At 70.6% G+C, this 25,432-nt stretch carries 23 protein-coding genes and 1 pseudogene; 12 read left to right on the forward strand and 12 right to left on the reverse strand.

Annotated features, from left to right (window positions below; genetic code table 11):
- Positions 1-326: 326 nt before the first annotated feature.
- The 5 genes from rpmH to OHA34_RS23810 are packed head-to-tail and all read left to right on the forward strand — an operon-like array spanning position 327 to position 2,690.
- The gene (gene rpmH / locus OHA34_RS23790) at positions 327-464 is read left to right on the forward strand and encodes a 50S ribosomal protein L34 (protein WP_285939477.1); all 138 of its coding nucleotides are present in this window, start codon (positions 327-329) and stop codon (positions 462-464) included.
- A 12-nt stretch (positions 465-476) separates the two neighbouring features.
- Complete coding sequence (rnpA, locus tag OHA34_RS23795; protein WP_285939476.1) at positions 477-869, forward strand: ribonuclease P protein component; 393 nt, start codon at positions 477-479, stop codon at positions 867-869.
- A gap of 20 nt (positions 870-889) precedes the next feature.
- Positions 890-1,225, forward strand: a complete 336-nt coding sequence (gene yidD, locus OHA34_RS23800; protein WP_329518964.1) for a membrane protein insertion efficiency factor YidD — start codon at positions 890-892, stop codon at positions 1,223-1,225.
- On the forward strand, positions 1,218-2,168 hold the full coding sequence (gene yidC, locus OHA34_RS23805; protein WP_285939474.1) for a membrane protein insertase YidC: 951 nt from the start codon (positions 1,218-1,220) through the stop codon (positions 2,166-2,168). Before yidD ends, yidC begins: the two co-directional genes overlap by 8 nt.
- A gap of 36 nt (positions 2,169-2,204) precedes the next feature.
- Positions 2,205-2,690, forward strand: coding sequence for a Jag family protein (locus tag OHA34_RS23810; protein ID WP_285939473.1), 486 nt, complete (start codon positions 2,205-2,207; stop codon positions 2,688-2,690).
- A 172-nt stretch (positions 2,691-2,862) separates the two neighbouring features.
- Here OHA34_RS23810 and OHA34_RS23815 read toward each other — a convergent pair whose 3' ends face one another.
- Positions 2,863-3,285, reverse strand: a complete 423-nt coding sequence (locus OHA34_RS23815) for a DUF6458 family protein (RefSeq protein ID WP_329518965.1) — start codon at positions 3,283-3,285, stop codon at positions 2,863-2,865.
- Between the two features lie 230 nt (positions 3,286-3,515).
- Here OHA34_RS23815 and rsmG point away from each other — a divergent pair, with 230 nt between their 5' ends.
- The 3 genes from rsmG (at position 3,516) to OHA34_RS23830 (ending at position 6,357) form a co-directional block, all read left to right on the forward strand.
- Positions 3,516-4,166 carry a 16S rRNA (guanine(527)-N(7))-methyltransferase RsmG gene (rsmG, locus tag OHA34_RS23820; protein ID WP_329518966.1) on the forward strand — a complete coding sequence of 217 codons (651 nt, stop codon included), beginning with the start codon at positions 3,516-3,518 and terminating at the stop codon, positions 4,164-4,166.
- A gap of 359 nt (positions 4,167-4,525) precedes the next feature.
- Positions 4,526-5,347, forward strand: a complete 822-nt coding sequence (locus OHA34_RS23825) for a ParA family protein (RefSeq protein ID WP_285940086.1) — start codon at positions 4,526-4,528, stop codon at positions 5,345-5,347.
- Entirely contained in the window at positions 5,344-6,357 is a 1,014-nt protein-coding gene (locus OHA34_RS23830) for a ParB/RepB/Spo0J family partition protein (RefSeq protein WP_329518967.1), read from the forward strand. The genes OHA34_RS23825 and OHA34_RS23830 overlap by 4 nt, the downstream gene beginning before the upstream one ends.
- A 698-nt stretch (positions 6,358-7,055) precedes the next feature.
- Here the strand turns inward: OHA34_RS23830 and OHA34_RS23835 are convergent.
- Positions 7,056-8,021: a helix-turn-helix transcriptional regulator gene (locus OHA34_RS23835; RefSeq protein ID WP_329518968.1), complete on the reverse strand. Its 966-nt coding sequence runs from the start codon at positions 8,019-8,021 to the stop codon at positions 7,056-7,058.
- A gap of 95 nt (positions 8,022-8,116) precedes the next feature.
- On the opposite strand from OHA34_RS23835, the gene OHA34_RS23840 reads away from it, so the two are divergent.
- Complete coding sequence (locus tag OHA34_RS23840; protein WP_285939468.1) at positions 8,117-8,482, forward strand: VOC family protein; 366 nt, start codon at positions 8,117-8,119, stop codon at positions 8,480-8,482.
- Positions 8,483-8,569: 87 nt separating this feature from the next.
- A pseudogene (locus tag OHA34_RS23845) lies at positions 8,570-9,548 on the forward strand (IS481 family transposase).
- A gap of 1,547 nt (positions 9,549-11,095) precedes the next feature.
- Here OHA34_RS23845 and OHA34_RS23850 read toward each other — a convergent pair.
- Both OHA34_RS23850 and OHA34_RS23855 read right to left on the reverse strand, forming a co-directional pair.
- A complete protein-coding gene (locus tag OHA34_RS23850) occupies positions 11,096-12,037 on the reverse strand; it encodes a D-alanine--D-alanine ligase family protein (protein WP_285939467.1) in 942 nt (313 codons plus the stop codon).
- Between the two features lie 78 nt (positions 12,038-12,115).
- Positions 12,116-13,348 carry an aminotransferase-like domain-containing protein gene (locus OHA34_RS23855; protein WP_329522440.1) on the reverse strand — a complete coding sequence of 411 codons (1,233 nt, stop codon included), beginning with the start codon at positions 13,346-13,348 and terminating at the stop codon, positions 12,116-12,118.
- Between the two features lie 393 nt (positions 13,349-13,741).
- On the opposite strand from OHA34_RS23855, the gene OHA34_RS23860 reads away from it, so the two are divergent.
- Complete coding sequence (locus OHA34_RS23860) at positions 13,742-14,359, forward strand: GNAT family N-acetyltransferase (protein ID WP_285939466.1); 618 nt, start codon at positions 13,742-13,744, stop codon at positions 14,357-14,359.
- A gap of 133 nt (positions 14,360-14,492) precedes the next feature.
- On the opposite strand, the gene trxA is transcribed toward OHA34_RS23860, so the two are convergent.
- On the reverse strand, positions 14,493-14,807 hold the full coding sequence (gene trxA, locus OHA34_RS23865) for a thioredoxin (RefSeq protein WP_285939465.1): 315 nt from the start codon (positions 14,805-14,807) through the stop codon (positions 14,493-14,495).
- Positions 14,808-14,890: 83 nt separating this feature from the next.
- Positions 14,891-15,868, reverse strand: coding sequence for a thioredoxin-disulfide reductase (gene trxB / locus OHA34_RS23870; protein ID WP_285939464.1), 978 nt, complete (start codon positions 15,866-15,868; stop codon positions 14,891-14,893).
- Between the two features lie 212 nt (positions 15,869-16,080).
- Here trxB and OHA34_RS23875 point away from each other — a divergent pair, with 212 nt between their 5' ends.
- Positions 16,081-16,650, forward strand: coding sequence for a dienelactone hydrolase family protein (locus tag OHA34_RS23875; protein WP_285939463.1), 570 nt, complete (start codon positions 16,081-16,083; stop codon positions 16,648-16,650).
- Positions 16,651-16,774: 124 nt separating this feature from the next.
- Here the strand turns inward: OHA34_RS23875 and OHA34_RS23880 are convergent, their stop codons facing one another.
- From OHA34_RS23880 to OHA34_RS23905, 6 genes are all read right to left on the reverse strand, one after another.
- A complete protein-coding gene (locus OHA34_RS23880; protein WP_285939462.1) occupies positions 16,775-17,563 on the reverse strand; it encodes an anti-sigma factor family protein in 789 nt (262 codons plus the stop codon).
- Entirely contained in the window at positions 17,560-18,183 is a 624-nt protein-coding gene (sigM, locus tag OHA34_RS23885; RefSeq protein WP_285939461.1) for an RNA polymerase sigma factor SigM, read from the reverse strand. The genes OHA34_RS23880 and sigM overlap by 4 nt, the downstream gene beginning before the upstream one ends.
- A gap of 213 nt (positions 18,184-18,396) precedes the next feature.
- Positions 18,397-20,049, reverse strand: a complete 1,653-nt coding sequence (locus tag OHA34_RS23890; protein ID WP_329518969.1) for a protein kinase family protein — start codon at positions 20,047-20,049, stop codon at positions 18,397-18,399.
- 243 nt (positions 20,050-20,292) lie between these two features.
- Complete coding sequence (murJ, locus tag OHA34_RS23895; protein ID WP_443029589.1) at positions 20,293-21,885, reverse strand: murein biosynthesis integral membrane protein MurJ; 1,593 nt, start codon at positions 21,883-21,885, stop codon at positions 20,293-20,295.
- Positions 21,886-22,009: 124 nt separating this feature from the next.
- Positions 22,010-24,568, reverse strand: a complete 2,559-nt coding sequence (locus tag OHA34_RS23900) for a DUF6049 family protein (protein ID WP_329518970.1) — start codon at positions 24,566-24,568, stop codon at positions 22,010-22,012.
- A gap of 137 nt (positions 24,569-24,705) precedes the next feature.
- On the reverse strand, positions 24,706-25,197 hold the full coding sequence (locus OHA34_RS23905; protein WP_285939458.1) for an aminoacyl-tRNA deacylase: 492 nt from the start codon (positions 25,195-25,197) through the stop codon (positions 24,706-24,708).
- Positions 25,198-25,432 lie beyond the last annotated feature (235 nt).

A 25,432-nucleotide genomic window follows, 5' to 3' on the forward strand; every position in this document is an offset into this window, starting at 1 on the left:
CCACCCCCGCAACACGATCAGGCCCATGCGACGGCTCGCGTGCCGACCCGCGCTGCCGGGCCTGCGTGCCGGGCCTGTGGTGGCGATGCGCTGTGGCGTGGTTCGAGGTGGGAGTGGGGGGATTGGGCGATGCCGGTTCCGTTTGACCTGATGGGCTCGTAGCCCGTAACGTTCTGAGGTCGAGTCGCATCGATGGAAATGACGCGTGCCCGCCATCGGATCCTCACGGGTAGCTCGGGTGGGCCCCCGCTGCGGGGGACCAGACGCGGCCCTCGATGCGAGTACTCGCCCTCAAGCCACATCCGACCGCAGCACTGGAGCCTCTAGTGAGCAAGCGTACTTTCCAGCCGAACAACCGTCGCCGCCACAAGAAGCACGGCTTCCGGCTGCGGATGCGCACCCGTGCAGGGCGCGCCGTTCTCTCCGGGCGCCGCGGCAAGGGCCGCGCCCGCATCGCGGTCTGACCGACCCCTCACATGCTGCCGTCCGTACATCGGATGCGGCGGCGGGACGAGTTCACGCTGGCCGTCCGGCGCGGTCGCCGCGCCGGACGGCCAACTGTCGTGGTGCACCTGCTTCGCCGGGACGACGCCCGCGAACGGGCCGAGGCCACCGGGTCACCGGAACCGGCCCCGCCGCTCGTAGGCTTCATCGTGGCCCGCGCCGTGGGCAACGCCGTGATCCGCAATTCGGTCCGGCGCAGGCTCCGGCACCTCATGCGCGGGCACCTCGACCGACTCCCGGGGGGTAGCCTGCTCGTAGTGCGCGCCAACCCCGCCGCGGGAACGGCGCGCCATGACGAACTGGCCGCGGATCTGGAGTCGGCGCTCGACCGGCTGCTGCGGCCGGCGTCCAAGGGGCGGAAATGACGAGTCGGCCAGGGGGTGCCATGCCCTTGGGGCAAGCGGCCCGGGGCATCAGTCCCGCGGCCGGTGCGCTGATTCTCCTCGTCCGCGCCTACCGCCGCTTCTTGAGTCCCCTGCTCGGGCAGCAGTGCCGCTTCCAGCCCAGCTGTAGCGCGTACGGCCTGGAGTCCCTCCAGGTGCACGGCGCGTTGCGGGGCACGTGGCTGACGGCCCGTCGAATCGGCCGGTGCCATCCCTTCAACCGAGGCGGGTACGACCCGGTGCCGCCGCGGAAGGACGCGCCAGCGCCCACGATGACCTCCGGCCGCGAGGAGAGCGGCCCCGCCCCAGCAGAGTCCAAGGAGCTGCCCGGTGCTTGATTGGCTGTACCAGATCGTCGCTCAGCTCATTGTGTGGATGCACACTGGCCTGAGCACCGTCGTCCCCAAGAACAGCGGATGGGCCTGGGGCGGCTCGATCATTCTGCTCACCGTCCTGCTCCGGCTGGCGCTCGTTCCGCTGTTCGTCAAACAGATCCACGCCTCGCGCAAGATGCAGGAGCTGAACCCCAAGGTCCAGGCCCTGCGCAAGAAGTACAAGAACGACAAGCAGCGGCTCAACCAGGAGGTCATGAAGCTCTACCAGGAGAACGGCGCCAACCCGCTCTCGGGCTGCCTGCCGATCCTGGTGCAGATGCCGGTGTTCATCGGTCTCTTCCAGGTCCTCAAGCGGATCTCGGACGCCAAGCCCGGTCACGGCGTCTTCGCCGTCACCCCGGAGCTGGTCAAGAGCGCCCAGGAAGCCAACATTTTCGGCGCGCACATCCCGGACACCTTCCTCAACGCCTGGGGCAGCGACCCCAAGACGTGGAGCGCGATCGTCATCACCGGCATCGCGGTGGTCATCAGCTCCTGCACGACGTTCTTCACCGTCCGGTCGAGCATGAAGCGCCAGCCGGTCAGCGACGATGCCAACCCGATGATGCAGGCGCAGAAGATGATGGTCTTCCTGGCGCCGCTGTTCGGCCTCTTCGGGCTGGGCTTCCCGCTGGGCGTGCTCATGTACTGGGTGACGTCCAACAGCTGGACGCTCGCGCAGCAGCACTACATCTACTCCAAGTACCCGCCGCTCAACGCCGCCGCCCCGGCCGGGGACGCCGCCAAGGGCAAGAACGCCAAGGACGGCACGCCGTCCACGGGGTTGAAGGCGAAGCTGAAGAAGGAGCCGGAACCGGAGCCCGAGCCCGAGCCGAAGGCCAAGGTCGTCCGCAACCAGCCGGCCCGTAAGCCGCGCAGCAAGCGCAGCGGCAGCCAGAAGCGCTAGTTTGAACCCCGGCCCTTGTCGAAGAAGGAGATCCCGTTGAGCCAGACCGACACCACCGAGGTCGACGTCCAGGCGCTCGAGGCCGAAGGCGAGATCGCCGCCGACTACATCGAGGGTCTGCTCGACATCGGTGACTACGACGGCGACATCGACATGGACGTCGAGGGCGAGCGTGCGATGGTCGCGGTCGTCGGCGCGGCCCTGGACGAGCTGGTCGGCAAGCGCGGTGAGGTCCTGGAGGCTTTGCAGGAGCTGACCCGGTTGGCCGTGCACCGGCAGACCGGAAACCGGACCCGGCTGATGCTCGACGTCGGCGGCTACCGCGAGCGCCGCCGCGCCGAGCTGACCAAGCTCGGCGAGGACGTCTCCGACGAGGTCAAGCAGGGCTCCGAGCCCAAGCCGCTGGCCCCGATGACCCCGTTCGAACGCAAGATCGTGCACGACGCGGTCGCCGCGGCCGGCCTGCGCAGCGAGTCCGAGGGCGAGGAGCCCGACCGCTACGTGGTCGTCTACCCCGCCTGACGAACGACGCCGACGGCCCCCGCACCCGATGGGTGCGGGGGCCGTCGGCATTCCACCTCGTGACCGGACTTCCCGGATCGACCTCAGATCACCGTTGCCCGGTGCTCGGGTGGACGCCGGAGGTTCATGTGCGGCGTCGGCGTGCCGGTGCCAGCGTTCGAGGGATGCGGCGTCAGCGCTGGCGGGGGACGCGGCGTTCGTCGGGCTGGATGGGCGGAGGGTTGACGAGGGCCGGGTCCTGCGCGATCGCCGGATCCTGCGCGACCGCGGGGTCCTGTGCGGAGGCGTTCCGAGTGGTGCGCCTCGGGGGCGCCTGGCGCTCGACCACACGTTCGACCACCGGCTGCCGTTCATGGGGTCGCTCGGGGACGACCCCCTCGGGCTCGTCCCCGAAGACGGGCGCCTCATCGACGATCTGACCCGCCCGGCGGCGCCGCGGTCGCGTGTACAGCAGGGTGAACCCCAGGCTGACGACGCCGACGAGGATGAGGATCCAGCCGACCACCTCGATGTCGACGCCGCTGAGGTCGACGCGGAGGGCGAAGGCGAGGATCGCTCCGATGGCGATGAAGGCGAGACTGACTCCGATTCCCATGGCTCCGAAGCCTCCTTCCAAAGGGAGGGCAGACTCGTCCTCCTCTACCCGGGCGACGGCGATTATGCGTGGGCCCGCCTGTAGCCCGAGCCACACCTCGGTGACGGGCCGGACCTCGTGACGGGCCGCACCTCGGCGGTGGGCCGCACCTCGGCGGTGGGCCGCACTCGGCGGCGGGCCGGACGGCCGCGTGTACGCCGCCGTGGGTTTTTTGTGGAACGATTCGTTCGGTGGGGATCGCACTAGAGGTTTTCGGTGACGCGCTGCCTGTCGCGGAGCGTTACGCGGCGTTTCTCGCCGATGCCGGGGTCGAGCGTGGGCTGATCGGACCGCGGGAGGCCGATCGCCTCTGGGAACGCCATCTGATCAATTGCGCGGTGGTGGCCGAGGCCATCCCGGAGGGGGCCACGGTCGTCGACATCGGTTCGGGTGCCGGCCTGCCCGGCATCGTGCTGGCGATCGTCCGGCCCGATCTGTCGATCACGCTCCTGGAGCCGCTGCTACGCCGCACCACGTTCCTCAACGAATGCGTCGGCATGCTGGAGCTGCCGAACGTCGAGGTCCGCCGCGCCCGAGCCGAGGAGGCGGCCAAAGACCTCTCGGTGGACGTCGCCACGGCGCGTGCGGTGGCGCCACTGGAACGCCTTGCCAAATGGGCGCTCCCGCTGCTGCGGCCGGGCGGCGAACTCCTCGCCCTCAAGGGCGAGCGCGCCGCGGCCGAGCTGGACGAGGCACAGCCGGTTCTCCAGCGTTTCGGGGTCCGGACGGCCGAACTGCTGCAAGTCGGGCGCGGTAGGGTCGACCCGCCGACAACGCTTGTCCGTGTGGTAGCCGAACGCGCGCCCCGCCGCACAAAGGGCTCGAGGAAGAGGTCTTCATGAGCACGGGACCAGGACTGGGCTGGCCTGACCGCGCCAACGAATCCCCCGACGACCAGCTGACCGGCCTGGGCTGGCCCGGAGGCGAGGGGGAAGACGAGGGCGAGGCCGCCGGGGCCGAACCCGAGGCCGTCCGGGGCGAGACCGGATCGGGGACGGGGGCCGCCCCCTCCGGGCACGCGATGTGGGGGAACACGACGTCCGGCACCGCGGAGAACGTCGGCTACGTTCCGACGAACGGGGGCAGACAGCAGCCGCCGGGTCCGCGTAAGGGACCATCTCAGGGGGAGTCAGAACTCGTGCGCGAGGCGCTCAAGGACGCCAAGGTTTCACAAGAAACATCGGGGGCCGCACTCAAGGTGATGTCGGGCCGCCGGGAACAGGAATGGCCCCGGCCCGCCAGTTGCCGGATCGTCACGATCGCCAACCAGAAGGGCGGCGTGGGCAAGACCACCAGCTCGGTGAACCTCGCCGCCTCGCTCGCGATGCACGGCGCCCAGGTGCTCGTGGTCGACCTCGACCCGCAGGGGAACGCCTCGACCGCCCTCGGCGTCGAGCACCACGCGGAGATCCCGTCGATCTACGACGTGCTGATCGAGGACATGCCGCTCGCCGAGACCGTCGTCGCGGCCACCGACATTCCCAACCTGTTCTGCGCTCCGGCGACCCTCAACCTGGCCGGCGCCGAGATCGAACTGGTCTCCAAGGTGGCGCGGGAGTCGCGGTTGCGCCGCGCACTCGAGGCGTACGAGACCGACAACTTCGACTACGTGCTGATCGACTGCCCGCCGTCGCTCGGCCTGCTCACCGTGAACGCCCTGGTCGGCGGCGACGAGCTGCTGATCCCGATCCAGTGCGAGTACTACGCGCTGGAGGGGCTCGGACAGCTCGTCCGCACCGTCGACCTGGTCAAGGCCCACCTCAACCCCAGGCTGAACGTGTCCACCATCCTGCTCACGATGTACGACGCCCGCACCAGGCTCGCCGCCCAGGTGGCCGAGGACGTCCGCTCCCACTTCGGCGATGTGGTGCTGAACACCGTGATTCCGCGCAGCGTCCGGGTCTCCGAGGCGCCCAGCTATGGACAGTCCGTCATGACGTACGACCCCGGTTCGAGCGGCGCCCTCGCCTACAGCGAAGCCGCGTCCGAGATGGCCCACCGCAACACCGAGGCGGCCAAGTGAGCCAGCAGCGACGCGGCCTGGGCAAGGGACTCGGCGCGCTCATTCCGCCCGCGCCGCCCGCGCCGGAACCCGGCATTTTCGGCGAACCGGGATATCCGAGCGGCCCCAACGGCGCCGGCTCCGATGGTTCGGCCGCCCCGTCCGCCGCCGCGGGCCCGGAGTTGCAACCGGTCACCGGAGCCCACTTCGCCGAGGTCCCGGTGAAGGCCATCCGGGCCAATCCCCGGCAGCCGCGCGACTACTTCGAGGACGGTCCGCTCGAAGAGCTGGCCGATTCGATCCGGATCGTGGGCCTGCTCCAGCCGATCGTCGTCCGCGCGATCGTGTCGGACGAGTTCGAGTACGAGATCATCATGGGCGAGCGCCGCTGGCGCGCCTCCCAGCTCGCCGAGCTGTCCACGATCCCCGCGATCGTGCGGGACACCGACGACAACGACATGCTCCGTGACGCGCTCATGGAGAACCTGCACCGCCAGCAGCTCAACCCGCTGGAGGAGGCGGCGGCCTACCAGCAGCTCCTGGAGGACTTCGGCGCCACCCACGAGCAGCTCGCCACGCGCATCGGCCGGTCCCGGCCGCACATCACCAACACCCTGCGCCTGCTGAAGCTGCCGTCCGCCGTTCAGACCCGGGTGGCCGCCGGTGTGCTGTCCGCCGGCCACGCCCGCGCCCTGCTGTCGCTCGACAGCGTCGAGGCGCAGGAGCACCTCGCCAAGCGCATCGTCGCCGAGGGCCTCTCCGTCCACGCGGTCGAAGAGATCATCGCGATGCGCGAGGTCGAGGAGGGGCCAGCCGCGCCCCGCCAGGGCCGCGCGAAGAAGAGCGTCGCGCCCGCCCTCAGCCAGCTCGCGGACCGGCTCTCCGACCGCTACGACACCAAGGTCCGCGTCGACCTGGGCCGCAACAAGGGCAAGATCGTGGTGGAGTTCGCCACCCTGGAGGATCTGGACCGCATCATCAAGTCGATGGCGCCGGACGAAGAGGGCGTCTCCGACATCGACGAGCTCTGATCACCTTCTCCAACCACCACCAACGCCCCGGAGCCCGGACGGTCCGGGGCGTTCGTGCGCCCATCCATGTTTCACAGGAAACCTCTCCCCCGTACCCGCGGAGCCTTCCCCCACCTTGGAAGCCTCGCCGCGCTTCCTGGGGGCACCGTCCCAAGCCCAGCGACCAGCGACCGGCAGGACTTCGGCGACCGGCGGGACTTCGGCCGTACTGACGGCACCCGACACCGTCCCCTGAATCCGGCGCTGTAGAGGGTTGGCGTACAGGCGAACCTCGGCGAGCGGCGGACGCGCGCAGCGGCGCCACGAACCATCACCAAGATCACCGACGGCACCGGTCGGCTGTCCTCTTCGTTTGACCGTGTGAGCTCCCGCGGCCCGCTCCGTGGTGACTGCTCTCCGTCTCATGGGGGACATTCACCTCGGCATCCGGCCTTCTTGGGGTGGGGGCGTCAGGGAACGGTATGGCGGCATACATCCCCCAGACCTTGTGTGGTGATGGCCGATCGCCTGCCAGCCGGCGAAGCGCCGAACAGGCTCCCTCGCGGTCAAGTGCCCCAGCAGTCGTGCGCATGTGCTGCTCACCTGAAGCCCAGAGCTCCCCAGGGACGGGAGTCAAGGAGGTGGATGGCGACAGCTCCCCAACGGCTAGCTGTACTGACCGGAGACGTTGATTGAGAGCAGGGCGTTCCGATCGGCAGTCACGAGGCTGGGGTCGAGTGTCGTTCAACCAGGTCTCTGGCGAGCTGACTGATGCGTTCGCGGGCTGTGTCTGGGGTGAGTATCGCGATGTGGTCGCCGAACTGGAGGAGTTGACGCACTGACTCGATGTCGGGGTAGCGGACGACGACGGTGCACCAGCCGTTTTCCGCGTCGGAGACATCGTGGATACGGTTGCCGAGGATGCGCCGCGCCAGGTCGAGGCCATTTTCTGGCAGGCGGACGGTCACGCTCACGCGACCTTGCCCCTCGGTGCGTTCCTTCAACGAGGCCCATCTGGTGTGGAGGGTTTCGCCTGGTCGGAGCGCAGCTGGGGCGTCGAGTTGTTCGTAGGACGAGAGTCGTTCCAGAGCGAACAGCCGACCGTCCCCCTGGTCATCGGCGATGAGATACCAGCGGCCTGATTTCGCCACGATCCCGTACGGGTCGACCACCAGCGTTGAGGCCTGATTCTCGGCGCTGCGCCGGTACTGGATTCGCAGCCGGCGGCGGTGCCGCAGGGCCGAGGCCAGATCCGATACGTCGACCGCTGCCTCTGAGTCAGCAAACCACGCGGTGCTGTCCACCAGCACCAGGTCCGCCAGTTGCAGCAGGCTCGGCGACCCAGGTGCTGCAGCCTGCCGGGCGGCGATCTTGCGCGCGGCCGACTCCCACACCGCAGACAGGCCCATACGCTCAAGTTGCTCGCTGTCCAAACCGGCTATGGAGAGGGCCTCCAGCTCTGGTGGTTCCAGATGGGATGCGTTGAGCCGTGCACCAGGGAGCAGGACAATCCCGCCGTTCCGCCCGCGTTCGGCATAGAGAGGCACACCTGCTGTCGAGAGCGCCTCGACATCCCGCAGCACAGTCCGCCGAGACACTTCCAGACGCTCGGCAAGCTCGGTGGTGGTGATGCGCTGACGGGTCTGCAGGAGCAGCAAGAGGTGCAACAGCCTCGAAGCCTTCATGCTGACCAATCTTCGCAGAAAAGGTGACAGGTTCTGTCGCGATGAGGCGATCAACTGGAGCAGTACCGAGAATTCAACGATCTGAGGAGCGCCCTATGCCCGCACCCAACCTGTTCCTGATCGGCGTCCGCGACGCCGAGACCGCTACCGCCTTCTACAGCGACCTGTTCGAGATCGAACCGACCTTCATCAGTCCCCACTACGTAGCTTTCGAGGTTGCCCCCGGTGTCCTGTTCGCGCTGTGGACGGGCTACAGCGAGCATGCGGTTCCGAGCACCCCTCGAACGAGCGAAGTCGGGCTGATGGTCCCAGGAGCAGCGACTGCGATTGACGAGATCTTCACAAGCTGGGTCTCGAAGGGAGTCCATGTCGTGGAGGAGCCGCACGACGCGGTCTTCGGCCGCACGTTCGTGATCACGGACCCCGACGGCAACCTCATCCGGGTCTCCCCGGTGGACTGATCTGCACGCCCCCTACCCGCACTTCTAGTTGTCGAAGGGCCGGCCACACACGATGGTCGGCCCTTCAGCCTGTCCAGGAGTTCAAACTTGTCACATCCGAACGCCGTCCTCACCCCGCGCCACCGTCGCTCGACTCGTCGTTGACGACGGCTGGCCAATCAGCGAAGTCGCGGCCCGATTCCAGGTGTCCTGGCCGACCGTAAAGCGCTGGGTCGACCGCTATCTTGGAGGCGAGTCCATGCAGGACCGATCCTCACGACCCCGGAGGTCTCCGACCAAGACATCCAAGACCGTGACGAAGCGGTGCGTCAGCCTGCGACTGCGTTTGAGAGAAGGGCCGGTCCAGCTCGCCGCGAGACTCGGCATCGCCCCGTCGACCGTGCACCGAATCCTGCGATCGGCCCGACTGAACCGACTTGCCTACGTCGATCGCGCGACCGGTGAACCCGTCCGCCGGTACGAGCACGACCACCCGGGATCGCTCGTGCACGTGGATGTGAAGAAGCTCGGGAACATCCCTGACGGCGGCGGCTGGCGCTACGTCGGTCGCCGCCAAGGCGTGAAGCATCGCGTCGCGACACCGGGCAAGTCACGCAACGCCTACGGCGGCCCGAAGCTCGGGTACGCGTTCGTGCACACCGTCATCGATGACTACTCCCGCGTCGCCTACACCGAGGTCCATGATGATGAGACGGCCGTGACCGCAGTCAGCGTGCTGCATCGCGCGGTGGAGTGGTTCGCCGCGCGATGCGTCACCATCGAGAGGGTGCTCTCGGACAATGGAGGCGCCTACCGGTCCTACTTGTGGCGCGACACGTGCGAAGCCCTCTCGATCACGCCGAAGTTCACGCGCCCTTACCGTCCACAGACCAACGGCAAGGTCGAGCGCTTCCACCGCACCTTGGCCGACGGCTGGGCCTACGCCCGCTGCTACACCAGCGAGCAACAACGCCGAGACGCTCTGCTGCCGTGGCTGCACCAGTACAACCAGCACCGTCCGCACACCGCTTGCGGCAACAAGCCCCCGTTCTCACGATTGATCAACGTCCCCGACCAGTACAGCTAGCCGTGCTTCAAAGACCGGCCCGGCGTCTCGCCTGGCGGCTGTGTTTCCAAACGCCCGGCCCGGCGTCCTCGCCTGGCGGCTCGGACACCGACCTGGCTTGGGCGAGCGCGACATCGCTCCGCGACCTGGCCGGTGGGGCTCGCCTCCGGCTTCGCCCCACCGGCCAGGTAACACGCTCGCGCGACGGCCGAGGCGCTGTGAGACAGGCCCTAGCTGTCCTGGCGTGTGCTCGCGTCGGCTGTTGGGAGGTTTCTCGTGAAACATGGCGAGGACGCTCGCACGAGGCTGTCGAGCATGCACTGACCGCGGTCAGAAGCAGCCCAGGCGATCCGGGCGCTCTGGTGAGGCTGACCCACCGGCGGCTACGCAGGGTGCGGCGTTGAGACCTGAGGTTTCTCGTGAAACATGCACAACGGAGAGGCTGACGTCCGGCAAGGGTGGGGCATCCCCATAGGCTTCGCCGGTCGCTCTCTCGTTGCCGAGTCAGCACCGCTGGCGAACAAGTGGCTCACGAGAACCCGTTCCAACGGCGCCTTGCTCCCCTCCCGGGGGCGGGCACGGGGAGACGAGCTAGGGCAGATTGGGATCCCGCGCTGGACTGCCGACTGGGTCGTCAGGCATCACGCTGGCGTACAGCGGACGGACGATGCCGTCGGCTCGGTCGTCTGTTCCCAGCATGAGTGGGTTGGCGCGGGCACGAGGTTTCTCGTGAAACATGTGCTGGACCGCGCTGCCGTATCGCTTTTGGCCGGCTGGCCTACGGTCGGCCTGGACGCGGCGCAGACCTCGTACCGCCGTGCCCAAGCGTGGCCCACGGCCTGCCCGCAGGACGCGCCCACGGGACGCGGTCACTGGGGCCGCGCCTTCGGGTCCTCCGGCCGCATCGATCCCGACAAGTCTGGGTTCGTTGCCTTCCCATTCGGCTGGACGGGGTGACGATCGCAGCGACCGCTGTGGTCGCGGTGCCCACAGATGGCCCACGCTGGCCCGCTCGCCCGCCTGGCCCAGGACGCTGCCTACCCGTGCCCGACGCTGCGGTGTTGGCGCCGGGCCTGTGTGCTTCGCTCCTCGGACGCCACGGGCGCGGGGCGTTGGGCGCCATGTTTCACGAGAAACCTTCGGGGCGTATCGGGGATCCAGCCGCTCAGAAGGGGGAGCGACGACGCCGACCGGAGGTTCTTACGGGCCATGCATCCCAACCGCGCCCGCGAGGGTGAACACGGGGTGACGTGGCCGGGGACGGGCGACCACCCCGCCGCTGGCGGCGCACGTGTAGAAGCGCCAGTGGTCGACGGTTGGTGGGAGCTGAGTGTGATCTTGGGAAGAGCAGGGGGCGGGCAGGGGATTCAGGTGCGTCCATGCCCATCGCCTTGGGCGTGTCTTTGTCTTTGGGGACGGACGAATACAGGGCGCTGTCCCTGTGGCGACGGTGGCGACGGTGGCGATGGGCCAAGGCCGGCGTAGCCCGTTCTCGCTTGGTCGCTCAGGAAGGGCCGTGCGGATGGTGAGCGAGCCGGTGAGTGTCCAGTGGAACGGGCGCGGAGGTTTCACGTGAAACGGCGGAGGATGAGGTCGCGGCACAGGGGACCGAGGTCGAGACCGGCGACGCTGACGGCTCTCGGGAGGAGGCTGGTCTCGGTCATGCCGGGGGCGACGTTCACCTCAAGGAAGTGGACCTCGCCGGCGGCGTCCACGATGAGGTCGGTGCGGGAGAGATCGCGGAGGCCGAGGGCGCGGTGGGCGGTGACCGCGGCGTCGGTCGCGCGTTCGGCGGCCTCGGGGGAGAGGCGCGCGGGGGTGATGAACTCGGTGTCGCCCGCGTCGTAGCGGGCGGTGTAGTCGTACAGTCCACCGGCGGCGACGATCTCGACGGCGGGGAGGGCGTACGGCTCGCCGTCGCGTTCGATGACGCTGACGGAGACCTCGGTGCCCTCCACGTACTGCTCCACGAGGGCGGCGTCGCCGTAGGCGAAGCAGCCGACCATGGCGGAGGAGAGCTCGCGGGCGTCCCGCACGGGCGAGGCGCCGAGAGCGGAGCCGCCGCGGGTCGGCTTCACGAAGAGCGGCAGACCGAGGCTGCTCACGATCTGGTCGAGGACGGAGGCGGCGCCGAGGTCGTGGAAGACCTCCTTGGGCAGCGCGACGGAGGCGGGGGTGTTGAGGCCGGCGCGGCGGACGACGGACTTGGCGGTGGGTTTGTCCCAGGCGACTCGGCAGGCGTCGGGGCGGGCGCCGACGTAGGGGACGCCGATGAGTTCGAGCACGTCGCGGATGGAGCCGTCCTCTCCCGCGGCGCCGTGCAGGACGGGGAAGACGGCGTCCGGGGGGTCGTTCGTCAGCGAGTCCAGGAGGGTGGAGTCGGCGTCGCGGAGCTCCACCGGGATGTCGAGGGCGCGCAGCGCCTCGGTGACCCGCCGGCCGGAGCGCAGGGAGACCTCCCGCTCGTACGACAGTCCCCCGGCGAGAACGACGATGTGCCCGAGTTCCATGATGTGCTGCCCTTCAAGAAAGGAACACGCCGGCTCCAAGAATGAGGGAGCCGGCGTGTTCCTGGTGACCGGAGTCGTTCAGACGACGTCGGGTCCGGGGGTGTGGACGCCGTCGGTGTCGCTGGGCCGGATTCCGCCGAACGTGTCGCGCAGGCGGAGTTCCTGCTCGATCACGCCCGCGAGCCGCCGGACGCCCTCGCGGATGCGGTGCGGTTCGGGGAAGCAGTAGGACAGCCGCATCTGCCGGTGTCCGCCGCCGTCGGCGTAGAAGCCGGTGCCGGGGACGTACGCGACCCGTTCGGCGATCGCGCGGGGCGCCATCGCCTTGGAGTCGAGGCCCTCGGGGAGGGTCAGCCAGACGAAGAAGCCGCCCGCGGGACGGGTCCAGGTGCAGCCGTCGGGCATCAGCTGGTCGAGCGCCTCGAGCATGGTGTCGCGGCGTTCGCGGTACAGCTCCCGGAAGTCCTTGATCTGCTCCTGCCACGGCTGCGTGGCCAGGTACTCGCGGACGGCGAGCTGGGAGAAGTTCGAGGGGCACAGGATCGCCGACTCGGCCGCCAGGACGAGCTTGGCGCGGACCGCGTGCGGGGCGAGCACCCAGCCGACGCGCAGGCCCGAGGCGATGGTCTTGGAGAACGAGCCGAGGTAGATCACCCGGTCGGCGTCGTCGGCGCGCAGCGCCCGCATCGGCTCGTGGTCGAAACCGAGCAGCCCGTACGGGTTGTCCTCGATGACGAGCACGTCGTGCGCGGCGCAGATCTCCAGGATCTGGGCGCGCCGCGCCGTGGTGAGGGTGACGCCGGCGGGGTTCTGGAAGGTGGGCACCGTGTAGAGGAACTTGACCCGGCGTCCCTCCTTGCCGAGCCGCTCCAGCGTTTCACGGAGCGCGGCCGGGACGAGGCCGGCCTCGTCCAGCGGCACGTGCACGACGTCGGCCTGGTAGGCGGCGAACGTGCCGAGCGCGCCCACGTAGGACGGCGCCTCGGCGAGCACCACGTCGCCCGGGTCCACGAAGATCTTGGTGACGAGGTCCAGGGCCTGCTGGGCGCCGACGGTGACCACGACGTCGTCGGCGGACGCCTGGACGCCCTCGAGCGCCATCACCTCGCAGATGCGTTCGCGCAGGTGCACGTCACCCTGCGCGGGCCCGTACTGGAGCACCTCGGCGCCCTTGCCGGCCACCAGCTCGCCGAGCATGTCGCCGATGACGTCGAGGGGCAGCGCCGACACGTACGGGGCGCCGCCCGCGAGGGAGACGATCTCGGGACGGGACACCACCGAGAACAGGGCCCGGATCTCCGAGGGCACCATGCCGGCCGCGCGGGCGGCGTAACGGTCGGTATAGGCGTCTGTACGCGAGTGCTGTTTCACGAGGCACCTCCATGGGCGATCCGGCCTCCCAGCAAACTACGGCATGCCCAGGAGGAGGGAACGACGAACCCCATGCTTCACGCGCGCGCCACCTCGACGCGGACGCCGAGAGGGAAGCGCGACCCCGTCGGAATGAGGTCGGCAGAGCCGCATAGGAGGCCGTTCCCCGTCCTATACGATGCCCGAGGGTCCCGGACCGTTGTCCGGGAATCTCCGCGAAGTGGCGCGCTCCGCACGAGAGATCCCCATATCAGCACGGTCGTTCGCCGGTCCACGCTCACGCGCCGCCCCTTGCCGGGCCTGGCGGACGAGGCCTCAGGGGGTGCCGACCCGGTGTCGCGACGACTCGTCAACATCACGCTGGACAATCTCGATGATCTGCCGCATCGCTGCCGCCGCTGCGTCTTCTGGGAACTGGACCCGGTGCACCGCGACCGCGCGGTCGAGTCGGGCGAGCCCCGGCTGGAGAAGGAGACGTGGATCTCCTCCACGCTCCTGGAGTGGGGAAGCTGCGGCAAGATCGCCTACGTGGACGACGTGCCGGCCGGGTTCGTGCTCTTCGCGCCGCCGCTCTACGTGCCGCAGTCGGCGGCGTTCCCGACCAGCCCGGTCAGCGCCGACGCCGTGCTGCTGATGACCGGGCACATCCTGTCGGAGTTCTCCGGCGGCGGCCTCGGCCGGATGCTGGTGCAGGGCGTCGCCAAGGACCTGACCCGGCGGTCGGTGAAGGCGATCGAGGCGTTCGGCGACCTGAAGGGCGAGGAGGGCGGGTGCATGGTGCCCGCCGACTACCTGCTCTCGGTCGGGTTCAAGACCGTCCGGCCGCATCACCGGTATCCGCGGCTCCGGCTGGAGCTCAAGTCGGCCCTGTCGTGGCGTGAGGACGTCGAGGTGGCTCTGGAACGCCTCCTCGGGTCCATGTCCCCCGAGGGTGCCCTCCGTCCCGTCTGAGATGAGCTCAGGACGGGCGGCGGGCCGCAGTGCCGCTCCCGCGTGGGACCGTCGAAGCCGTACGGCCCGCCCCTGGCAGGGGACGGGCCGTACGTTTCTCGCGCTCGCCGCGGGAGGGGCGGGTGCGGGACGGTCAGATGAAGTCGCCGAGCTCGCGCATCAGGGCGGCCTTGGGCTTGGCGCCCAGGATCTGGTGGACGACCTCGCCGTCCTTGTAGACATTCATCATCGGGATCTGCAGGATCCCGTACTTCGCCGGGACCTTCGGGTTCTCGTCGATGTTCATCTTGACGATCTCGATCTTGTCGCCGTGCTTCGCGGAGATCTCCTCCAGGATCGGCGCCACCATCCGGCACGGGCCGCACCACTCCGCCCAGAAGTCGACGAGCACGGGCTTGTCGCTTTTGAGGACCTCGGTCTCGAAGTCGGCGTCGGTCACGGCTTTCATGGTGTCTCCTTCTGTTCGCGCCGGCGGCGGTGGTTCCGCCGCCGAGCCTGGTCGCCCGGCCCTGCGCCCCGGCCGGGCGCCGGTCAGCCCTGGTGGGTCAGTTCGGCGGCGGGGGCCGGAACGGTCTCCGCCGCGTCCTGGTCCTGAAGCCACCGCTCGGCGTCGATCGCGGCGGCGCAGCCGCTGCCGGCCGCGGTGATGGCCTGACGGTAGATGTGGTCGACCACGTCGCCGCAGGCGAACACGCCGGGGAGCGCGGTCTTGGTGGTGGGCGCGTCGACCAGCAGGTAGCCGTCGGGGTCGGTCTCGAGCTGGCCGTCGAACAGCTCGCTGCGCGGGTCGTGGCCGATCGCGATGAACAGCCCGGTGACGTCCAGCCGGCTCTCCTCACCGGTCACGGTGTCGCGGAGCTGCACGCCATTGACCCTGTCCTCGCCGTGGATCTGCGCCACCTCGGAGTTCCAGCGGAACTTGATCTTCTCGTTCGCGAACGCCCGGTCCTGCATGATCTTGCTGGCGCGGAGCTCGCCGCGGCGGTGCACCACGGTGACGGTGCTGGCGAACTTGGTGAGGAAGGTCGCCTCCTCCATCGCGGTGTCGCCGCCGCCGACCACCACGATGTCCTGGTCGCGGAAGAAGAAGCCGTCACAGGTCGCGCACCACGAGACGCCCCGGCCGGAGAGCCGCTTCTCGTCGTCGAGGCCGAGCTCGCGGTAGCCCGAGCCGGTCGCGACGATCACCGACTTGGCCAGGTAGACCTCGTCGCCCACCTTGACCACCTTGGGGTCGGTCTTCAGGTCGACCTCGGTGACGTCGTCGGTGATCAGCTCGGCACCGAAGCGCTCGGCCTGCTTGCGCAGGTCGTCCATCAGGTCCGGGCCCATGATCCCGTTCGGGAAGCCGGGGAAGTTCTCCACGTCTGTGGTGTTCATCAGCGCGCCGCCCGCGGTCACCGAACCCTCGAACAGCAGGGGCTTCAGGTCGCCGCGCGCCGCGTAGATGGCGGCCGTGTAGCCCGCCGGGCCGGAGCCGATGATGATGACGTTGCGGACGTCGCTCACAGTTCTGCGCCTCTCCTCGTTCGCCTTCGGTGCCAGACGGGTTCGTCGTGGCCGCCGCGGTACGGGCGCCACGGCGCCCTCGGCCTCCGTGCCGGTGTCCGCTCCGCGCCCACCGGCACGATCCGGCCCTACCAGTCGCGTCAACCGATCCTAGGGCCCGGAGATTCCCGGGCGGCCCCGGCCGTCCGCCCACCTGGCCCTAGGCTGGCCGCATGGCCCCCATTCTGCTTCTCCACTCGATGTACGGGCTGCGGCCCGCGGTGCACCAGGCCGCCGAACGGCTCCGCGCGGCCGGCCACGAGGTGCACGTCCCGGACCTGTACGACGGCCGCGTGGTCGACACCCCGGAGGCCGGGATCGAGATCAAGGAGGAGATCGGGCGGGACGAGCTGCTGAGGCGCGCGGTGGCCGCCGCCGCCCCGCTGATGGACGGCGGGCTGGTGTACGCGGGGTTCTCGCTCGGCGGCGCCCTGGCGCAGACCCTGGCGCTCGCCGACGGGCGGGCCCGCGGGCTGCTGCTGATGCACGGAACGTCCGATCTGGCCGACGACGCGTCCACCGAGATCCCGGTGCAGCTCCACGTCGCCGACCCCGACACCTACGAGCCGGTCGACTGGCTGAACGCCTGGTACCTGCGGATGCGCAAGGCGGGCGCCGACGTCGAGGTCTACCGCTACGCGGGCGCCGGGCACCTGTTCACCGATCCCGAGCTGCCCGATCACGACGCCGAGTCGGCCGGCCGGGCCTGGGCGATCGCGCTGGACTTCGTCGCCGGGCTCTGACCCCCGCCGACACGAAGGATCATGGACGGACCGGGTCACGTCCATGATCCTTCGTTGTGTCCGGCGGGCCCGCCGGAGGCCGGCGCGGGTGAGGTCCCATCTCGCCCCGGACGGGCGGGGACGCTCAGGAGCCGGTGTGCTCCTGCTTGAGGATGTGCGGGTTCTGCTCGGTGCAGTCGGGGCCCACGGCCCAGACCTCCCAGCCGCCGGACGCGTCGTCGCGCACCGCGATCAGGGTGGCCTCCCGGCCCTCGAACCTCGCGGCGTCGACCAGAGCGGGCGGCCTGCCCCCGGTGACGCCGGAGACGCACCCGGTGAGCCGCCGGTCGGGCGCGGCGCCCTGGAGCTTGAGCTCGCCGCCCTTGCCCATCAGCCGGTCGACCTGCGGACCGAGCGTGCCGGCGCGGTAGTCGGTGCCGCTGTGGGCCACGGTGAAACCGGGCGCGCTGAGCGCGGACTGGCGGGACGGGGCCGCTCCCCTGGGCTCGGCGTCCCGGCCCCTGCTCGCGTCCTGGACGGGCGTCCGGGCGCTGCTCTGGCCGGAGCCCGCGTGCGAGTCGTCCAGGGCGATCTTTCCGACCATCGCTCCGCCACCGAGCACGACCACCGCCGCGGCGGCGGCCGACAGGGCCCGCCAGTGCCGCCGTCCGCGCCGCTGCTCCAGGCTCGCCACGGTGGCGTTGTGCAGCGACTCGGCCGCGATGGCGGTGTCGATGCGCGAGGCCAACTCGGCGGGCAGCGGCGGGACGGGCGCCTCCGCCAGAATCCGGGAGACGTCCGCGAGGTCGGCGGAACGGTCCCGGCATTCGGCGCAGGTGTCGAGGTGCGCGTTGACGGAGGCGGCCTGATCGTCTTCGAGCAGCCCCTCGGCCAGATCGGCGAGGATGTCGTAGTCAAGATGTGCGGGGTTCATCTGGGCTTGCCACCTCCTTCCACACCTCCGACGTTCTTGGAGTCCCGTCGGTTCCGATGGTGCACCAGAAGCGGGGCGAGCCGGGCCCGGCCGCGGGCGCACCGGCTCTTGATCGTCCCGGCCGGCACCTCCAGGACCTGCGCGGCGTCGTCGACGGAGTAGCCCATCATGTCGACCAGGATCAGCGCCGCGCGCTGCTCGAACGGCAGCCGCTCCAGCGCCGACCGCACGTCCAGCGACACCCCGTGCGCGTCGGTCGGGTCGGGCATCTTCGGCGCGACGGCGTCGAAGGTGGCGTCATCGCCCATGGGCGTGGCGGGCCGCACGGACTTGCGGCGGATCCGGTCGAGGCAGGCGTTCACCACGATCCGGTGCAGCCAGGTGGTCACGGCGGCGTCGCCGCGGAACCGGCCGGCCGCCCGGAACGCCGACAGGCAGGCGTCCTGGAGCGCGTCGGACGCCTCCTCGGGATCTCCCAGCGTGCGGACCGCGACGGCCCACATCCGGTCGCGGTGGCGGTGCACCAGCTCGGCGAACGCGTGCGGATCCCCCTGGGCGTGCCGGGCGAGGAGCTCCTTGTCGGGAACCTCGTCCACGCGCCGCGTGCTCACCGACGCCATGAGCGCCCGCTCTCGCCCGTGACGGGGCCGGTGGGCGCCGCGCGTCCGCGACCGTTCGCGCCTGCTGGTGTAGACACCACAGATTCCTGGGGGGAGGGGACAGTCTGCTCACAGGCACGATACCGACAAGCGCCGCCCCACGTCACAGCCCATGAGCGACCACCTGTTCCGGTGCGCGGACGCGACCTCGCCCGCGGGACGGGGAGGGGCGGCTCAGCCGGGCGAACCGTAGACGGTGACCTCGCCGAGCTTCGCCTTGAAGCCCGGGGGCACCCCCTTGCTGGGGAACCAGATCAGCACGTACTGCCCCGTAGTGCCCTTGGGCGGGGAGATGGTGAAGCCGCCCGGCCGCGCGCGCTCCTCGCCGACGGTCTTGAGCGCGTCGAGGGTGCGGCCGGCGCCGACCCTGAGCTGGATGGGCACGTCGCTCACCGGAGTGTTGATCTTGACGCTGCTGACCGTGACCGACTTGCCCATGTCGAGGGTGACGCCGAAGCCCTTGGAGTAGCGGCCGAACTCGCCCGAGGTGTAGGTCTGCGTCTCCCAGTAGGGCTTGGGCTTGCCGTCCATCACAGCCTGCGGGTTCTTGTTGATCTGGCTGTCGTGGCTGCCCTGGGTGATTTCTTCCATGGCGACCGCGCCCACCGGCTTGAGCTGGGTCGCCGACGGCTGCGCGGGCGGAGGCGACTGGCTCGCGCCGGGCCCCGGGGGGTCGTTGTCGCCGGGATCGTCGTCGCCGGTGAGGGCCCAGGCGCTCAGCCCGACGATGACGGTGACCGCGGCGGCGGCGACGCCGAGCAGGAGGCCGCGGTTGCCGCCGGGGCCGCGGCGGGGCGCCGCGTGCGCGGCCAGGCCGGCCGAGGAGGGCGGGGACGTGTGCGCCTGCTGGATGTTCCCGTGCTGGTACTGCTGCTCGGGGTGGGGCTGCCGCGCAGGCTGGGGGGCGCGCTCGCGGCGGTGGGGGCGCTGCGACGCGGGCGGCTGCTGCTGCGTCGCCTGCGAGTCGGCCGCCGGGCGGGCCGCGGGACGGGTGGGCGGGGCGGGACGCGGCGCCGGCGGCGGAGCGCTGCCGAGGCCGGCGAACAGCGGCAGCGGGGTGCGCGGCACGCCGCGCAGGGCCTTGGCCAGGTCGGCGGGCGTGGTGAGCGGCTCCTGGTCGCCGATGCCGAGGCAGCGGCACACGATCGCGTCGATCGCGTGGGAGATGCCCGCCTGGACCTGCCGCGGAGCGTGGAACACACCGCCGGTCTCGGGGGCGGCGGGCAGGTCGGAGCGGCGGCTCTCGGGCTCGTCGGGGGCGCCGGGCCAGTGCGCGGTGAGCGCCGCGTACAGCATCCGGCCCAGGCCCCGGACGTCCTCGCCGGCGGGGTCGTCGGAGTAGCGGTCGCCGAGGACGGCGTCGGTCGCGATGCCGAGCAGCTTGACGGTGCCGCCGGTCGTCCAGACCAGGTCACGGGGGGTGAGGCACAGGTGGGCCAGGCCGGCGGCGTGCGCGGCGGTCATCGCCTCGGACGCCTCGTACAGCAGCGTCGCGGCGCGGCCGGGCTCCAGCGGGGCCTTGGCGAGCATCTGCTCGAGCGTCTCGCCGACCACCCATTCGCTCACCACGTAGGCGCTCTCGCCGCTGTCGTCGGCGTCGAACACCTGGGTGAGGCGGGGGTCGGTCAGCCGGCTGGCGGCACGGGCGGAGGTGACCACCTCGGCGACGCGGGGAAAGCCGGGCTCGAAGGTGCGCACGGCGACGGCACGGGCCAGGATCTCGTCGATGGCCTTCCACAGCGAGGATCCGCCGGAGTCGCTGATGCGCTCTTCGAGTCGGTAGCGGCCGGCCAGTTTCGTGCCCGGCTCGATGACTGAGGTGCTCACGGCGCCGTCCTGCGCAGGTGGTCAGATCCCATGTTCGTGGCGTGGCTGCTTACGCCTCCGACCCTCCTCTTTGCGTTCCCCAGGGTGTCGCCCCGCAAGCCGTGGTCCCCCACATGGTAGTGGCTACTTGGTTGAGTGGCTGCCTTATCGCCGCGCGTCCTGTGTACTTTGCCACGTTGTACCCGCGCGGACTGTGCCGGGGGGCGACCCGGGCGGCGCCGGACCGGGGCCGGCCGGACGCGATCAGCCGACGCCGGGCAGCCGCCGGGTGATGGTCGAGAGCATCGCCTGGACCTCGTTCACCCGCATCAGGCGGGCGAAGAACAGGTACAGCCCGCCGCCTCCCGCGCTGCCGACGACGAGGGCGAGCATTCCGGGCACCAGCCCGCTGCCCATCGCGGCCTCCAGGATCGCGTGCGCGGCGTAGGCGAAGCCGATCAGCGGCCAGAGCGCGACGGCCAGCTTGAGGTAGGTGACCAGGATCCGGCGCCCGTCCATCCCGCCGAGCCGGCGGCGCAGGATCGCCCAGCCGACCAGCGCGCCGACCGTCTGGGCGAGCGCGAAGCCGCCCGCGATGCCCACGATGATCTTGTCGGTGGGCAGCAGGTTGTAGGCGGCCAGCGCCATCGTGATGTTGGCGATGACCACGGCCACGCTGACGAAGGCCGGGGTGCGGGTGTCCTGCATGGAGTAGAACACCCGCAGCATCAGCTGGTAGGCGGCGAACGGCACCAGCGCGACCGCGAACGCCTGGAGCACGCTCGCGATGACCTGCGCGTTGGCGATGGTGGTCTGGCCGTGCGCGAACAGCACGGTGGCGATGTCGGACGACAGCACGCCCATCAGTGCCGCCGCGGGCAGGATGATCACCGAGCAGAGCCGCAGGCCGCTGGAGAAGTCGTCGCGGACCTCGCCCATCCGTCCGGCCGCGGCGTGCTCGCTCATCCGCGGCAGCAGCGCGGTGATCACCGAGACGCCGATGATCGCGTACGGGAGCTGGAAGAGCTGGTAGGCGTTGAAGTACGGGGTGTACCCGACGTCGCCGAGGTGTTCCTTGAGGCCGAGCACGCCGGCGCGGTTGGACAGCCGGGTGGTGACCGCGAACCCGATCTGGGTGATCACCACGTAGCTGAGCGTCCAGACCGCCATCCGGCCCATCTGGCCGAGCTCGCCCTTGCGGAAGTCGAGCCGGGGCCGCCAGCGGAAGCCCGTGCCGCGCAGCGAGGGCCACAGCGCGAGGGTCTGGAGCACCATGCCGCCGATCGTGCCGCCCGCCAGCAGCGCGACCTGCCCGCTGGAGATCGAGCCGGGCGTCACCGCGCCGCTGGCGAACAGCAGGAACGCGCCCGCGGTGCAGCAGATGACGACGTTGTTGAGCACCGGCGCCCACGTCGGCGCGGCGAACCGCTTGCGGGTGTTGAGGATCGCGCCGGAGAACGCGCTGACGCCCAGGAAGAAGATCTGCACGGCGAACAGCCGGGCGAACATCACCGCGAGCTCGCGCTGCGCGCCCTCCATGCCGCCGCCGTAGAGGGAGATGAAGACCGGGCCGAGCGCCACCGCGACGGCGGTGATCAGTGCCAGGCCGAGCACGGCCAGGGTGAACAGCCGCTGCTCGTACCGCGCGCCGTACGCCTCGTCGCGCTCCCGCGCGCGGACGATCAGCGGGACGACGACGGCGGTGAGGACGCCGCCGAGCAGCAGGTCGTAGACGATGAACGGGATGGTGTTGGCGGTGTTGTAGGCGTTGGCGAGCGCGCCGGTGCCGAGCGCGGCGACGAGCATCGCGGTGCGCAGGAACCCGGTGACCCTGGACGCCAGCGTGCCGACCGCCATGATCGCGCCGGAGTGGAGGATCCCCGCGGCACCGCCTCGTCCGCCCTTCTCCTCGGAGCCGGAGCCGGAGCCGGGGTCCGGGCCGTCCGGGAGGGGCGGGGTCGGTCCGCCGGGGAGCGGTAGGTCAACCGCCGTTTCCGCCGCGACGCCCGCCGGGCCCGCCGGGACCGGCGCGCCACTCGCCCCTGGTGGGGGCGTCGTTCGTGGGAAGTTCGGGCCCTGGGGAGAATTCGGGCCTTGCCCTGGGACCTGTGGCGGAGCCGTTAGCAGCCCCGGATTCGGCGGAGTCTGAGGGTAGGCCGTCGGGTGCTGTGCCGGAGGACCCTGGGGACTCGGATGACTCTGAGGAGCCTGCGGGTGCTGCCCCGGGTACCCCTGAGGTGCTCGCGGCGTCTGGGGCGGCCCTGGTGGCTCCTGGGGCGTCGGGGGCCCCTGGGAGGGGTAGTCCTGGCTCTGTGCCGGGGGATAGCCCCGGTCCTGCCATTCCGGAGCCGGGGAAGGGGCCTCCCTGGGGTCCGGTGGCCGCTGGTTCCGCTCCCGTCGACCCTTCATCGGCTGCCTCCGTGTTCCGGCGGCGCCTTGCTCTGACGGCCCGCACTCCGACGCCCACGAAGAGTACGGCAAGTCCGCCGCCGGTGATGAGCAGGGCGAGGCGGCCGTAGCCCGTGGTGCGGACCGTGAGGGTCTCGCCGTCGCCGAACTTCCTGCTCTTGGGGCCCGATGTCATCAGCTGGAGGTGAACGCGGAAGTTCCCGTTGCCCGACGCCTGAGCGGGGATCCACTTCGCCACCTTCTGCCCGGGATCGAGGATGATCTCCCGGTCCTTGGCGTCGAGCGTGCCGATCCGGAGCTTGGCGCTGTTCTCCGAGACGGCGTCGAGCTGGACCTTGATCCGCTGGTTGGGCAGGTCGTTGACGATCGTGACCGGGAACTTGCCCGAGCTGCCGGCGAAGGCCACCCGGTTCTGCGGCGGGGTGATGACGCGCACCCGGCCCATGTCGGCGTTGAGCTCGTCCGACACCGCCTGCCGGGCCTGTTTGGCGCGGCCGGGGCGTCCGCGCCAGGCCGCCGACTCCAGCCGCAGGACCGACCGCTGGTAGTTCAGGTTGTCGGCGTCGACCAGCACGGCCGCGAAGCTGGAGGCCCGCCGGGCGATCTCCTGCACCATGTCGAGGTAGCTGATCCCGAGCTCGTACTGCTGGTAGGCCTCGGGGTAGCCGTTGAACTGGCGGGCCTGGGGCTGCGTGCGGGCGATCTTGTCGAGCGCGGTGGCGTTCATCCAGGGCGCGCGGGCGGTGTAGTCCAGGAGCCGCTTGGCCAGGCCCGGGGTCGGGTTCCAGTGCCGGTTGGGCGCGACGACCAGCGTGCGCTGCGCGTTCGGCGCCTCAGCGGCGATCATCGCGGTCTCGGCGAGGAAGCGCTGCTCGGTCAGCACGGCGGTGCCGGGCGTGCGGGTGTCGCCGCTGACGATTTCGTTGATCTTCTCGTCGTAGACGATGGCCTTCTTGGCGCCCTGGGAGGTCGGCAGCGTGGTCATGGCGTTGGCCAGTGCGCCCTGCGCCGGTTCCTGGAACTGCGAGCTGCTCATCAGGAAGGAGCCGCCGCCCTTGAGGTTGAGCTTGGCGAGCGCGTTGAGGGTGAGCTGGCCGGCGGCCCCGGACGTCGGCCAGGCCATCTGTGTGGTCGGCTGCCGGCTGAGGGCGTTGCTCACGATGCCGGTGTTGCGCGGGTCGGAGGCGATCGCGAGGTGGGTCGTCATCTCGTTGCGGACCAGCGCGATGGCGTCGGGGTCGCCGTACGGGACGACCGCGTAGGGGTCGGTCTTGGCGGCCTCCTTCAGCGCGGCGAGCCAGGCGGCGGCGGCGGGGCTCTGCTTCTTCTCGACGCCCTGCTTCGCCCGCGGTGCCTTGACCGTGTACGAGCGGGTCATCTGCTGGACGTCGTCCACCAGGGCGGGGTCGATCGACCAGGTGATCGGGGTGGTGGTCTGCTTCGCCGCGGAGACCAGGTCGTGCAGCCGCCCGCCCTCGGCCAGGTCCTTGCTGAGCCGGTCGTCGATGAAGGTCCGGTCGTTGGACCGGTGCTGCCGGTCGATGAGCGGCCAGACCCAGCTCACCGCGACCGGCTTGACCCGCTGCTTCGGCATGAACGTGATGAACGTGGTCACGCCGCCGACGGCCTGCCCGGCGGAGTTCAGCACCTCGACGCCGATCGGGTAGACGCCGAAGCCGCGCAGCCGGAGCGCGGTGGCGCTGAAGCCGAATCCCCAGTTCTCCCGGCCGCCGGCCGCAGCCGCCCGGGCCAGCGGCTTCGGGGCGCTGACGTTGGGGAGCTGCGAGGGCTGCCACGTGGCGTACTGGTCGAGCTGGCCGCGGCTGGTCATCGGCTGGGTGCCGTACCGCAGCCGGACGGTGAGACCGGCGAGCTGGTGCCCCGACCGGTTCTCCGCCGTCCCGGCGATCCTGACCTTGGCCTGCGCCGTCACCGGATTCGGGGTGACCGTGGTCAGCGCGAGGTTCACCTGCGGGCGGCTCTGCCCGCGTTCGGCGCCCGGTAGCGTGGCCGGGCTCACCGCCGCCGGCGCCGCCGGGCGGGTCCGTGCCGCCGCGGCGCCTGGGAGCGCGACCGCCGTGATGCAGGACAGCACAGCGGCCAGCGCAGCCGCGCGTTTGACCTTTCTCACGCCATGTCCGCCTGAGGGCCGGCTGTTGACCTAAGGGCCGCCTGAGAACGGCGGGCGTCCGATTCCCGCACCACGGCCCCGATGGTAGCCCCGCCCCCGGGCCGGTCAGACCGTCCGGCCCCCCGGGAGCGCCCGATTCAGCGAAGGTCCACGGGTTTGGCGCCGCTCAGCGCGGACAGGTCCAGCGCCCGGATGCCGAGGGCCGTGGAGGCCTCACCGGTCGCGGTGTAGGCGACCTCGTCGGCGCGGAGCCCGTCCACCAGCCGCTGGTCGATCAGCAGCGGCATCGTCTCGGGGAGCAGCAGCGGGCACACCAGCCCGGCCGCGTACTCGGTCACGGAGTTGACCAGATCGGGCCGGGCCGGGCGGATCAGCCGGGCGCCGAGCGCGTGCCGGACCGCGTCGGCGGGCGGGCGCACCCCGGCCGCGACGATCACTCCGGCGAGGAAGCGCAGCCCCCGGTGCACGTCGTTGCAGGCGTAGACGCGTGTCACCAGGCACCGTTCGGCGGGGAGCCCGAGCGCCCTCGGCAGCTCGTCGGCGTGCGCGATCGCGATGGGCAGCCGCACGATCTCATGCACGGTCTCGTGCTCCAGAAGCGTGCGGTGGATGGCGAGAGCGTCCTTCATCTTCGGCTCCGTCCCTGCGGGGTGTGCCCCGCTCAACCTCCGGACCGGCCCCGCGGCGCCCACCTGCCGTGTGCGTGCCGGGTCTCGGCCGCGCGCGGCGGACCGCGCTCCCACCGGATCCCGCTACCGTGGGTGGTGCGGGAGGCTCACCGGGGTCGCGCGGGCGTCGTCGGGGGTGTCCAGAACGTAACCCGGGGCTCGCGTCATGTGAAGAGTCACCTTCCCTTTCGGACGG

Source organism: Spirillospora sp. NBC_01491 (assembly GCF_036227065.1).
In the GTDB taxonomy this organism is placed as follows: domain Bacteria; phylum Actinomycetota; class Actinomycetes; order Streptosporangiales; family Streptosporangiaceae; genus Spirillospora; species Spirillospora xylanilytica.

What these genes read in the sequence shown, in the direction of transcription:
- rnpA (WP_285939476.1), top strand. Translation starts at nt 477, where the DNA reads ATGCTGCCGTCCGTACATCGGATGCGGCGGCGGGACGAGTTCACGCTG.
- yidD (WP_329518964.1), top strand. Translation starts at nt 890, where the DNA reads ATGCCCTTGGGGCAAGCGGCCCGGGGCATCAGTCCCGCGGCCGGTGCG.
- OHA34_RS23815 (WP_329518965.1), bottom strand. Translation starts at nt 3,285, where the DNA reads ATGGGAATCGGAGTCAGTCTCGCCTTCATCGCCATCGGAGCGATCCTC.
- OHA34_RS23825 (WP_285940086.1), top strand. Translation starts at nt 4,526, where the DNA reads ATGTCGGGCCGCCGGGAACAGGAATGGCCCCGGCCCGCCAGTTGCCGG.
- OHA34_RS23835 (WP_329518968.1), bottom strand. Translation starts at nt 8,021, where the DNA reads ATGAAGGCTTCGAGGCTGTTGCACCTCTTGCTGCTCCTGCAGACCCGT.
- OHA34_RS23840 (WP_285939468.1), top strand. Translation starts at nt 8,117, where the DNA reads ATGCCCGCACCCAACCTGTTCCTGATCGGCGTCCGCGACGCCGAGACC.
- OHA34_RS23850 (WP_285939467.1), bottom strand. Translation starts at nt 12,037, where the DNA reads ATGGAACTCGGGCACATCGTCGTTCTCGCCGGGGGACTGTCGTACGAG.
- OHA34_RS23855 (WP_329522440.1), bottom strand. Translation starts at nt 13,348, where the DNA reads ATGGTGCCCTCGGAGATCCGGGCCCTGTTCTCGGTGGTGTCCCGTCCC.
- trxA (WP_285939465.1), bottom strand. Translation starts at nt 14,807, where the DNA reads ATGAAAGCCGTGACCGACGCCGACTTCGAGACCGAGGTCCTCAAAAGC.
- OHA34_RS23875 (WP_285939463.1), top strand. Translation starts at nt 16,081, where the DNA reads ATGGCCCCCATTCTGCTTCTCCACTCGATGTACGGGCTGCGGCCCGCG.
- OHA34_RS23880 (WP_285939462.1), bottom strand. Translation starts at nt 17,563, where the DNA reads ATGAACCCCGCACATCTTGACTACGACATCCTCGCCGATCTGGCCGAG.
- sigM (WP_285939461.1), bottom strand. Translation starts at nt 18,183, where the DNA reads ATGGCGTCGGTGAGCACGCGGCGCGTGGACGAGGTTCCCGACAAGGAG.
- murJ (WP_443029589.1), bottom strand. Translation starts at nt 21,885, where the DNA reads ATGGCGGTCGGCACGCTGGCGTCCAGGGTCACCGGGTTCCTGCGCACC.
- OHA34_RS23905 (WP_285939458.1), bottom strand. Translation starts at nt 25,197, where the DNA reads ATGAAGGACGCTCTCGCCATCCACCGCACGCTTCTGGAGCACGAGACC.